The sequence below is a fragment of the Variovorax sp. GW821-FHT09B01 genome (assembly GCF_059418345.1).
Genome location: NZ_JBWKPQ010000001.1, coordinates 1,365,041 through 1,375,799, shown reverse-complemented (window position 1 = coordinate 1,375,799; position 10,759 = coordinate 1,365,041). Strand labels below are relative to the sequence as shown.

The window sequence follows — 10,759 nt, the reverse complement described above, 5'->3', positions numbered from 1 at the left end:
CGCGAGCCGCGGATCGCCCGGCACGGCGGGGTTCACTTCTTCGAGAAGTCGGACCAGTTGTTGCTGTTCGGCGTGTACCAGCTGTAGCCCGTCACATTGGCGCGCGTGGCGAGCTGGTAGCCCGGGTTCATGAGAAAGACCCACGGTGCCTGGTCCATCACGATCTGCTGCACGCGCTTCATACCGGCTTCACGCTTGGCTTCGTCGGTGCTCGACAGCCCTTCGTTGATCAGCTTGTCGACTTCCGCGTTCTTGAACTTGGGATAGTTGATCAGCGAGGCGCTGTTGAGCCACAGGTTGGCGACATAGGCGGCGTCCGGAACGATGGCCATGTCGCGGAAGAAATACATCGGGATCGTGCCCTTGGAGTAGCGCTCGACCAGCGTCGACGCGGGCAGCTTGACGAGCTCCGCTTCCACGCCGGCACGCGCGAAGGCGGTCTTCAGGATGACGGCGATCTCTTCCTCGATCTGGTCACCGGTGCGGTAACCGAGTTGCGTCTTGAAGCCCGACGGCTGGCCAGCCTCCTTGAGCAGGGCCTTGGCCTTCTCGACATCGAGCGTGTACTTGAAGTACTGGTCGGTGTAGGACGGATAGATCTCGGAGATCGGGCTTTTGGTCGGCCGGGCCTTGCCGTAGTACACGGCCTTCAGGATGTCCTCGCGGGGCACCAGGTAGTTCAGCGCTTGGCGGACCTTGGGGTTGTCGAACGGCGGCGTGGTGTTGTTCATCTCCACGCGGTGGATGTAGTTGCCGAAGACCTGCCACACCTTCAGCTGGGGGTTCTTCTCCAGGGTGGCGAGTTCGCGCGGCGAGAGCCATTCGGCCACGTCGACCGCGCCGGCCTGCAGTGCCGCCAGCCGGTTGGCGGAGGTGGGCATCTCGCGGAAGATCACTTTCTTGATCTGCGGCGCGCCACGGTAGTAGTTCGGGTTGGCCTCGTAGACCACCTCCTGGCCCGACTGGAACTTCGTGACCTGATACGGCGCGAACGATGCCGAATGCGTCGCCAGCCAGCGCGATGCCCAGGCGTCGTCGGCGGTGGCGTTCTTCTTCGCCGCGGTTGCGTCCAGGATGCCGAGGTCGTTGTTGACCCAGAGGCGCTCGATGAGCGGCGAGGTCTTCGGCAGCGTCACCTTGACCGACATGTCGTCGATCTTCTTGAACGCGTCCTCGTACTTGCTGATGCCGAGGATCTGGTTCATGTACCAGCGGAAGTTGGCGTTCTTGTTCCAGCCTCGCTCGAACGACCACATCACGTCGTCGGCGCGCAGCTCGTTGCCGGCCGCGCTCTTCACGCCCTTGCGCAGGAAGAAGGTGATGGAGGTCTTGTCCGCGGAGACCTCCCATCGTTCGGCGAGCGCACCGACGAGCTTGTCGAAGTTCTCGACCTTGACGCCGTCGACCGTCTTCGTGTCGTAGGCCAGCAGGCGCTCGTAGATGTTGCGCTTCGCTTCATGCGTCGCCTCGGTCGGCGGGTACTCCTGGTCGAGGGACTCGGGTGTCCGGGGACCGGCCACCACGAGGATCGATTTCGCATCCTGCGCAAACGCGGCGGGCACGAGGACCGCGCCGAGCAGCGATGCCGCGAAGAGAGCCCGGGCGGCAGGCCCTGCGAGCGATTGCACGACGTCGGTCTTGATGTTCATTGCTGGCTTTCCAAGTTTCTGAGGGTGGTTGAAATGAGAAGGGCGCACGGGGAGGCCGGGCTTCAGGCCGCGGCGAGATGAGCGGGCGGCAGGATCGACGGGCGACCGGCGGCGATGAAGCGGCCCTGGTTCCTCGGGCCGACGCAGGAGCTGCCGTCCCACAGCACCTCGCCGCGCAGCAGCGTGCAGGCCGGCCAGGCGCCGAGCTGCATGCCTTCGTAGGGGGTGTAGTCGACCGCGTGGTGCAGCGCGCTGTTGCGGATGGTGAGCTCGCGCTCGTCCCAGATCACCAGGTCCGCATCGGCGCCGATGCAGATGGCGCCCTTGCGCGGATGGATCCCGTAGGTCTTCGCGGGGCCGGTGGCGGTGAGTTCGACGAACTTCTCGAGGCTGATGCGGCCCTTGAGCACGCCCTCGGAATAGAGCAGGGGCATGCGCGTCTCGAGCCCGGGAATGCCGTTGGGGATGTGGCGGAAGGCCACCTCTTCGCCGTTCGGGTGCTTGCCGCCAGGGCCATCGAACTTGAAGGGCGCATGGTCGGACGAGAACACGCTGAAGAGGCCCTCCCTCAGGCCGTTCCAGATGACCTCCTGGTTGGCCTTGTCGCGCGGCGGCGGGCTGCAGACGCACTTCGCGCCGTGATAGCTGTCGTCGAGGCCCAGGTCTTCCGCGGTCAGGAACAGGTACTGCGGGCAGGTCTCCGCGAAGATGTTCAATCCATGGGCGCGGCCCCAGCGGATCTGCTCGATGGCTTCCCGGCCCGAGACATGAACGATGAGGATCGGCACGTCCACGAGTTCGGCGAGCGCGATGGCGCGGTGCGTCGCTTCGCGCTCCACCAGCATGGGGCGCGAGTGTGCATGAAAGCGCGGCGCGCTGCGGCCCATGGCCTCGAGCCGCTGGGTGAGCCATTCGATGCAGTCCGAGTTCTCGGCATGCAGCATCGCGATCGCGCCATGGCGTTTCGCGACATCGAGCACGTCGAGGATCTGCCCGTCGTCGAGCTTCAGGTCGTCGTAGGTCATGTAGGCCTTGAACGACGTGTAGCCCTCGCGGATCAACGCGGGCAGTTCGGCATTCAGCACCTCGGGCGTCGGATCGCTGACGATGAGGTGGAACGCATAGTCGACATGGGCGATGCCGTCCGCGCGCCGGTGGTAGTCCTCGACGGCGGCGCGCAGGCTGCCGCCTTTTTGCTGTGCCGCGAACGGGATGACGGTGGTGGTGCCGCCGCAGACGGCGGAAAGGGTCCCGGTGTCGAAGTCGTCGGCCATCCTGACCGGCGGCGGCGAGGGCTGGTCCAGGTGGCAATGGGCGTCGACGCCGCCGGGGGTGACGACGCGGCCCCGCGCGTCGATCTCGCGGCTGCCTCGTGGAAGGTCCAGTCCGAGCTGGACGATCCGCCCGTCCTTGATGCCGATGTCGGTGTCGAACACGTCCGAAGCCGTCGCCGCGCGGGCATTGCGGATCACTAGATCAAAAAGGGATGCACTCACTTGGGTTCTCTCGCACCAAAAATGTTCAACAAAATGAGCTTTCTTTGACTTCAGTAGACTGGCTTTGAGTGTTTGCAAAACATATGCCACATTGTCTAAAAGATTGTTGACATAACTTTAGCCGGTCGATGGGCAGCGGGAAGGGAGGGCAAACCCTCGAAGGAGACGCGCAAGGATCTGATGGCCGGAGGCGCCGGTGCCGGCGGTGCGGCTATCCTCATCGGGCCCTTTCGCAGGGAAGCAAGGGTCGTCCGGGCGTCGAGCGAGGCGCCCGCGGGAGCGCGGCCTCGGTGTTAGACTTTCTACAATCTTCTAAAAAATTGTTGGCACCTGAAGAACCGATGCCTGGAAACATGTCTACGCCTTCCACCGCCATTCCCGCGCCGCGCCGTGAGCGCGACAGCAGCGAAGAGATCTACGAAAAGATCTACGTCGCGATCCAGGAGCACCGGCTGCTGCCGGGGACCAAGCTGGCCGAAGAGCGCCTGGCCGAAATCTTCAAGGTGAGCCGGCCCCGCATACGGGAAGTGCTGACCCGGTTTGCCTATGAGCAGATCGTCGAGCTCATCCCGAACAAGGGGGCGTTCGTCGCCCGGCCGACGATCGAGCAGGCGCGCGATGTGTTCGAGGCGCGCCGCGTCATCGAGCCGGCGATCATGCGGCGGCTCGCGCAACGGGCCACGCCGGAAGTGGTCGACGCCCTGCTCACGCACGTGGACCAGGAGATGGGCGCGCGCACGCGTGGCGACAAGCGGGCCGTCATCCGCCTGTCGGGCGAGTTCCACAACCTGTGCGCCGACCTGGCCGGCAACACGACGCTCGCGCGCACGCAGCGCGAGCTGTCGACGCTGACCTGCCTGATCATCCTGGTGTACGACGCGCCCCCGGCGGAAAGCTGCCGGGCCGATGAGCACTCACTGATCGTGGAGGCGATCAAGTCGAAGGACGCGGAGCGCGCCGCGCAGCTGATGCTGCATCACCTCGACCACATCGAGAAGAGCGTGAACCTCCATCAGGAGCCTGAAGAGGTCAACCTCGAGGACATCTTCGGGGCCAGCTAGTCCTGGCGCGCCGCCGCGCGGACGCCTAGGCGACGGCCGCGACCCCCGGCCGCACCGGAATGCGCGCCACGAAGCTCGTGCCGTGCTCCGCCGTCGAGGTCACCTGCAGCGTGCCGCCGTGCGACTTCACGATCAGCGAGCAGATGTGCAGCCCCAGGCCCAGCCCGCCATGGCCGCGGCTCTCGGCCGGTCGCCAGTAGGGCTGGAAGATCTTCTGCAGGTTGCCGGGCGAAATGGGCTCGCCCTGGTTCTTCACGCTCAGCACGAACCAGCCGTCGCGGGTCCAGGCCGCCACGTCGATGGGGCTGTCGGGCGCGCCGTGCGAGACGGCATTGCCCAGCAGGTTCGACAGCACCTGCTGCAGGCGGCCGCGGCTGCCGTGCACGATGTCGGTCACGTGGATGTCGGCGGCGATGGTGCGCGCGGGATGCGCGGCGCGCATCTCGGCCACCACGTCGTCGAGCGCGAGGCCCAGGTCGGGAATCTGCTCGCGCGCGACGTCGAGGCCGTTGCCCATGCGCCCGCGCGCGAAGTCCATCACGTCCTCGATCAGCGAGGCCATCCGCTTCGTGGTGGCGCGGATGCGCAGGCCCGCGCGCGTGCTGTCGGGGTCGGCCGCGCGGCGGGCCAGCAGCTCGCCGATGGCGCTCAGCGAGGCCAGCGGATTGCGCAGGTCATGGCCGAGCACGGCGATGAACTGGTCGCGCAGCTCGGCGGTGGCCTCGGCATCGAACAGGGCGACCTCGGTGGCGCTCTGCCGGTCCTCGAGTTCCAGCGTGTGGCCGATCAGGTCGGCGAAGCCCTGGAACATCGCGATGGTGCGGGCGTTGTCGACGCCGTGCGGCGTCGGGTCGATCGCGCAGAGGTTGCCGAAGTAGCTGCCGTCGCCCTTGACGATCGGCACCGAGATGTAGCTCTCGATGCCGTAGATGCGCGGCGTGTGGTGCGTGCGGAAGACCGGGTGCGTGCTGGCGTGGTCGAAGGCGATGGGCTGGCGCGCCGCGCGCGACTCGACGCACAGCGTCGTGTGCAGCTCGAGCTGGCCGCCGGGCTTGAGGCCGAAGTTGATCCGGTCGAGCACCGCGCAGGCGGTCCAGCTGTCGCCGTCGACGCGCGCGACGGCGGCGAAGCCCATGCCCGTCTGTTCGCAGATCAGCCGCAGCATGGAGGGCACCGCGCTGATCCGGCCGATGGCTTCGACGTCGCGCCGGATGTGGTCGGCCAGTTCCAGGGATTCCATTCGGGGTCGTCCTGACTCGGGGTGACCGGACGCATCCGGTCTGTCGTTCGATGATCGATGGGGCCCGTACGTCAGGCAAAAGGCCCAGTCCGCGGCCATTGTCGAGCAAGAAACCGAATGCACCTATGGCAAAAGACACTGTGGCAGCGCAGCTTCAGCGCGCATGTCCCGGGGCGTCCCCTCAACCGGCCAGCGCCACGGCCTGGACCACGAGTGCCATGATCGCCGTCGTCTGTGCCTGCAGCTCCCGGGGCCCGGGATCGGTGGCCGCGGTCGCGATGGCCAGCCGCAGCGCCGGTGCCGTGAAGGCGAACTGGCCGCCATAGCCCCAGGCCCACGCGACCGGGGTGCCGTGAAGTTGCCCGGTGAACCACAGGTAGCCATACGCGGTCGGCCCGATGGGCGGGATCGACCAGGCGCCCGGCGTGTGCGCACGCGTGCTGTCCTCGATCCAGCGCGACGGCACGACGGCCTGGTCGTTCCATCGACCGCCATCCGCGACCAGCCATGCCACCTTCGCGAGGTCGGCGGTGCGAAGGGACAGGCCCCGGTGCGCGAACGCGCGACCGGTCCTGTCGCGTTGCCACGTGGAGTGCGCGATCCCCAGCGCGTCGAACAGATCGCGCTGGGCCAGGGCGGCCAGGCCCAGGCCCTGAACGCGCTCGAGGATCGGGCTCAGCAGCGCGATGGCGGCGTCGTTGTAGGACCAATGGCCCGGTGGACGGGCGTCGGCCTCGAGGCCCATCGCATAGATCGCCGGGTCGGGGGAGATCGAGAGCGCGCGGGCTTGAAGCCGGTAGTCGTAGGCGAGGCCGGTCGTTCCCGAAAGAATCTGCCGCAGCGTCAGGCCGTTGGCCGCGGCGTCGGGAAAGCGGGCGGCCAGGTCCGGCAGCAGCTCGGCCACGGTCTGTGAGAGGTCGCTCTTCAGCTTGCCCTGCGCCACGGCCTGGCCGACCAGCAGCGAGATGATGCTCTTGGTCGCCGAGTGGATGGGCAGCAGATCGTCGGGCCGGGTGCCTGCGTAGTGGCGCTCGCCGACGAGATGGCCGTTTCGGACCACGACCAGGCTGCGCAGCGCGGGGACCAGGCTTCCCGTTTCGAACAGGCGGTCGAGCGCGCCGGCTGCAAAGCCTTGCGTCTCGGGTCCTGCTTTCATCCAGGACGCCGCTGCCGCCGGCACGCCGATGCCGGACGCCAGCGCCGATGCACCCAGCACGAAGGCGCGCCGCGAGCCCATTCAAGGCGCCCGCTGCGGCTCGCTGGCGAGCGTCGATCGATGGGCGAGGAAGAAACGCAGCATCTCGCGGCTGGCATCGACGCCATCGGGTTGCGTATAGCTGCCCGCGGTGCTGCCGCCCGACCATGCATGGCCCGCGCCATGGAGCAGCCAGTGCTCGGCATCGCCTCGGCCCGGCGATGCGGGATGCACGGTGCGGGTGTAGCGCCGGCCCGCCGCGGAGCGGCCTTCGCTGACCGTGCCGGGCAGCGCGCCCGCGACGATCGCGCGGCCGTTGCCCGGATGCACCGTCGGGTCCGCGTCGCCGTGGAAGACGATGGTCGGCGGCGATCCCTTCGCTGCACCGGCGCGCATCTCGGGCGCCCCGGTGCGCATGACGTTCAACGCGCTCATCATGTCGTTCGCCGCGCCGTGCGGCAGCCCCGAATGCACGCCGACCGCGGCGTAGAGATCGGGATAGCAATGGCCCAGCACGTCGGCCATGGCACCGCCGGCCGAGAGGCCCGCCACGTAAACGCGCGAACGGTCCGCCTGCTGCTGCGCGACGATGTGCTCGGTCAGCGCGGCGAGCAGCGCGGGTTCTCCGCGTCCGCGTTGCTGATGCTGGGTCTTGAACCAGTTCCAGCACTTCTGGCCATGGGCGCGCTTCGCCTGCTCGGGGTAGAGCACGATGCAGCCGTTCTCGCGCGCATGTTCGTTCATGCGCGTGCCCGCCGCGAAATCCGCCGCGCCTTGGGTGCAGCCGTGGAGCATCAGCACCAGGGGCCGGGCGGCCGCCGGTTGCGCCGAGGCCGACGCGGGCACGAAGAGCATGTAGTCGACGCTGCGGCCCTGGTGCGTGAAGCTGCCCGGGGTCCAGGCGTCGGCCGCTTCGGACCCGCGCGGCTCGGGCGTTGGATGCACCTCGACCACGCGCACCTGCGCTTCGATCACGTCGTCTTCCACCATCGCTCGAGACGTCGTGGTGGGCGCCTCGGCGGGCGACGTGTCGCCCCGCAAGGCGCGCTGAATGAGCTGCGTGGCATCCACGAGGCGGCCAGTGCGCGTGAGTTGGGCAGCATCGCGCATCAGGCCCGAGAAAAGTGTGTTCATGGATGAGAGTCCGTTGGATGCCGACCGGAAGGTCAGCGAATGCGGTCCGCCAGCGCGCTCTTGACGGCGGGCGACGCGTGGAGGGCACCGAGCACGGTGAGCGAAGCGATGGTGGCCTTGGCGAGCGCGGGGCTCACGTCGGGGGCGATGACGGCCAGGCCGAGCACGCGGATCTGCAGCGTCTCGCCGGCCGCGCGAACGGCCTCGAGGTCGGCCGTGGAAAAGCGCTGCAGGCCCAGCACCAGCATGTTGCGCGACACCGCCTGGCGCAGCGCGTCGGCATGCGTCGCGAGGTGCGTGCGTATCGCCGTGCGGATGAAGTCCGTGCGGTTCGAATAGAAGCCCTCGGCCACCAGCAGATCGACCTGCCCGAGGTCGACGAAGCCCATGTTGATGGTGATCTTCTCGGATTCGGGGGCGCGGGTGACGACGGGGGCGGGGCGGGTTTTGGTCGGCATGGGCCATCCTAGCACCATCTGTATGGATGGTGATGGGATGGAATATGCTGTTACGCACTCCACTGACGATGGCAAGGCCTTCGTTGCGAGGCCGGGAAACGCAGCTCTGGACGTACGTCTTCCGCCATACCCTGTCCGGGAGAAGACGAGACGCGGAGACCGCGACAAGATTCCTTTCTCGCGGCGATGGCGCAAGGCCGTTTGCACCCGCGACGGCCGTGCCTCCCCTCCAAACAACAGCAGGAGCTCCATCGTGAACTTGGCCACCCAGTTCGAGACCCTCGGAAGAAAGCAGCTCGCGATCCAGGACGGCATCCAGTTGCTGACGCAGGTACGCAGCGACCTCGCGCGCACGCGATCGGCGGCCGATGCATGGGGAACGATCGCGGTGTTGTCCAACATCACGCTGATTCCACTGAATGTGGTTCTCAATGCCTTCGAGCTGAAGAGCGCGAACACGATGTACCAGGTGCTCGTGCAGCAGCTGTACGGAAAGCTCGCCAGGAGCGGCACCCGCCTCGACGGCGCCTGGAAGCCCGTGCTGTCGCTGCTCAAGCAGGCGATCGTCGAGGAACTGGAGCGCAAGGCCCTCACGGCGTTCATTCCCGGCGTCAACATCCTCGTCGGGCTGTCGGAGGATTCATTGGCCGCATGGCAAGCCATCCGGCTGGTCGAGTCGGGAAACCGCGAGATCGCCGGGCACCTCGTCAAGCTCGAGAGAACGATCGAGGAAGCGAAGCGCCAACTGGTGGAATTCGGTATTCGACGAGCGGAGATCCTCGGCCTGATGCAGAGTCAGGCGCGCACCGCTTGAGGGACCAGAGCCGGTGACGAGAACGATGGCCGCCCGGCGCTCTGAAGCCGCGCGGGCGGCCCGGGCGCATCAGGACAACAGCGGCACGAGATCGGGGTCCCCCTTCGCCATGGCACGCCGGTAGGCCGGCCGCTCGCCGACGCGCTGCAGGTAGGCGCGAATGCCCGGATACGGCGCGAGGTCGACCGGGATGAACAGGCGCATCGTCGTGAGCGAGAACACGTTCATGATGTCCGCGGCGCTGAAGTCCTCGCCCGCGAGCCAGGGCACATCGGCGAGCCGCGCTTCCATCAGCGCCATCAGGCGCGCGAAGCGATCGCGCGTGGCCGCGAGAACGGGATGGTCCGATCCAGCGACGGCCCGTCCGACCGCCATGAGCCGCAGCAGCGTGGGCTGCAGATTGCCGTTGGCGAAGTGGAACCAGTAGAGGAAGGCCCCGTAGTCGGAATGCTCGGGGCCGGGCTTCAGGCGCCCGGCGCCATGCCGGCCGATCAGGTACTCCACGATCGCGGCGGATTCGGCCAGCAGCAGGTCGCCGTCCTCGAGCACGGGCGCGGCACCCAGCGGATGCAGGGCGAGCAGCTCGGGCGGCGAGAGACGCGTCACCGGGTCGCGCGTGTAGTGCTGCAGTCGATAGGGCAGGCCGAGCTCTTCGCACAGCCAGAGGATGCGTTCCGATTGCGAATGCCCGAGATGGTGGATCGTGATCATGGATGCCTTGGAGTGAGAGCTGTCATGGGTTGCGTTCGTGGCCGCGCACCGCGGTGGGCGCGAAGCCGAAGCGGTGGCGAAAGCGCACCGCGAAACGCGAGGGAGATTCGTAGCCGACCGTGAGCGCCACCTGGGCGACGGGCTGGGTCGTGGCCTGCAACAGGCTCAGCGCGGTCGCCATGCGCGCGTCGGTCAGCAACTGCGTGAGCGAGGTGCCCTCCGCCGCGAGGCGCCGGCGCAAGGTGGCTTGCGACTGCGCCAGTTCGCGCGCCACGCGATCGGCCGGCCATGCATCGGCCAGATGCCCGGCGATCAATGCGCGCACGCGTGTCGACGCGTCGGCACGCACGGGTGGGTTGCGCAGCGCGATGCCGTGTTCCAGCAGCCAATGCATGACTTCGAGCAGGCGAAGCCGGACGATGGCATCGGGCATTCGCTCCGAGAGCGGCAGCGCCCGCGTCGCGGCGTCGAAGGCGCGCGCCAGCGCCTCGCCGGGATGGGCGAGCACGCGGGCCGGTGCCGAGGCGGCGCCCGCGCGCTCCATCGCGTCGGCGCGGCCGCGATAGTGCGCGTCCTCGAGCAGGGCGGCGTCGAAGACCAGCCAGCGAGCTTCGTACTGCGCGCCCTCGGGAATGTCGTTGTGGAAGTCGACGGTCTGGTGGCCCGCGAGCACGAGCGCCTGGCCCGGGAGCGCACGCACCGTGCGACCTTGCGCCGTGCGCACGGTCTTGATGCCCCGGGCCACGAAGACCAGCGCGGCCTGCTCGACGTGCATGCGCAAGGCCGCGAGGCCGCGCCCCTGGATCACATGCGCCGCGACGCCGACGCCGGCGCGCGCATGCAGCTGCCGGGCCAATGGCGCGCCATCGGCGGAAGGTGGAAGGTCGGGTGCCGCGGACCGGGAAGGGCGGCGGTCCGCGGCGCGAAGGCGTGCTTGCATGGCCGCAGTCTAGGGCGGCACGCGCGCGGCATCGATGCCGCGCCGATCGACTTCGGTGCCG

General features: G+C 67.9%; 10 protein-coding genes. 2 read left to right on the top strand and 8 right to left on the bottom strand.

Going from position 1 to position 10,759, the window contains the following annotated elements; genetic code table 11:
• Window positions 1-32: 32 nt before the first annotated feature.
• Complete coding sequence (locus AC07RV_RS06080) at window positions 33-1,649, bottom strand: ABC transporter substrate-binding protein (RefSeq protein WP_296786464.1); 1,617 nt, start codon at window positions 1,647-1,649, stop codon at window positions 33-35.
• 62 nt (window positions 1,650-1,711) lie between these two features.
• Complete coding sequence (gene hydA / locus AC07RV_RS06075) at window positions 1,712-3,145, bottom strand: dihydropyrimidinase (protein ID WP_296786461.1); 1,434 nt, start codon at window positions 3,143-3,145, stop codon at window positions 1,712-1,714.
• Window positions 3,146-3,498: 353 nt separating this feature from the next.
• Between hydA and AC07RV_RS06070 the strand changes: the two genes are divergently transcribed.
• Window positions 3,499-4,206, top strand: a complete 708-nt coding sequence (locus tag AC07RV_RS06070) for a GntR family transcriptional regulator (RefSeq protein WP_093346649.1) — start codon at window positions 3,499-3,501, stop codon at window positions 4,204-4,206.
• Between the two features lie 25 nt (window positions 4,207-4,231).
• On the opposite strand, the gene AC07RV_RS06065 is transcribed toward AC07RV_RS06070, so the two are convergent.
• The 4 genes from AC07RV_RS06065 to AC07RV_RS06050 all read right to left on the bottom strand — a co-directional run bounded on the left by AC07RV_RS06065 (window position 4,232) and on the right by AC07RV_RS06050 (window position 8,233).
• Window positions 4,232-5,446, bottom strand: a complete 1,215-nt coding sequence (locus tag AC07RV_RS06065; RefSeq protein WP_296786457.1) for a GAF domain-containing sensor histidine kinase — start codon at window positions 5,444-5,446, stop codon at window positions 4,232-4,234.
• Between the two features lie 181 nt (window positions 5,447-5,627).
• Window positions 5,628-6,683 carry a serine hydrolase domain-containing protein gene (locus tag AC07RV_RS06060; RefSeq protein ID WP_296786456.1) on the bottom strand — a complete coding sequence of 352 codons (1,056 nt, stop codon included), beginning with the start codon at window positions 6,681-6,683 and terminating at the stop codon, window positions 5,628-5,630.
• The gene (locus tag AC07RV_RS06055; protein WP_296786455.1) at window positions 6,684-7,775 is read right to left on the bottom strand and encodes an extracellular catalytic domain type 1 short-chain-length polyhydroxyalkanoate depolymerase; all 1,092 of its coding nucleotides are present in this window, start codon (window positions 7,773-7,775) and stop codon (window positions 6,684-6,686) included.
• Between the two features lie 32 nt (window positions 7,776-7,807).
• A complete protein-coding gene (locus tag AC07RV_RS06050; RefSeq protein ID WP_296786453.1) occupies window positions 7,808-8,233 on the bottom strand; it encodes a CopG family transcriptional regulator in 426 nt (141 codons plus the stop codon).
• Between the two features lie 253 nt (window positions 8,234-8,486).
• On the opposite strand from AC07RV_RS06050, the gene AC07RV_RS06045 reads away from it, so the two are divergent.
• Complete coding sequence (locus AC07RV_RS06045) at window positions 8,487-9,047, top strand: hypothetical protein (RefSeq protein WP_296786450.1); 561 nt, start codon at window positions 8,487-8,489, stop codon at window positions 9,045-9,047.
• A gap of 69 nt (window positions 9,048-9,116) precedes the next feature.
• On the opposite strand, the gene AC07RV_RS06040 is transcribed toward AC07RV_RS06045, so the two are convergent.
• Together AC07RV_RS06040 and AC07RV_RS06035 are read right to left on the bottom strand one after the other, a co-directional pair.
• Entirely contained in the window at window positions 9,117-9,758 is a 642-nt protein-coding gene (locus tag AC07RV_RS06040) for a glutathione S-transferase family protein (protein WP_296786447.1), read from the bottom strand.
• Window positions 9,759-9,780: 22 nt separating this feature from the next.
• Window positions 9,781-10,698, bottom strand: a complete 918-nt coding sequence (locus tag AC07RV_RS06035) for a helix-turn-helix transcriptional regulator (RefSeq protein WP_296786442.1) — start codon at window positions 10,696-10,698, stop codon at window positions 9,781-9,783.
• Between the last annotated feature and the right edge of the window lie 61 nt (window positions 10,699-10,759).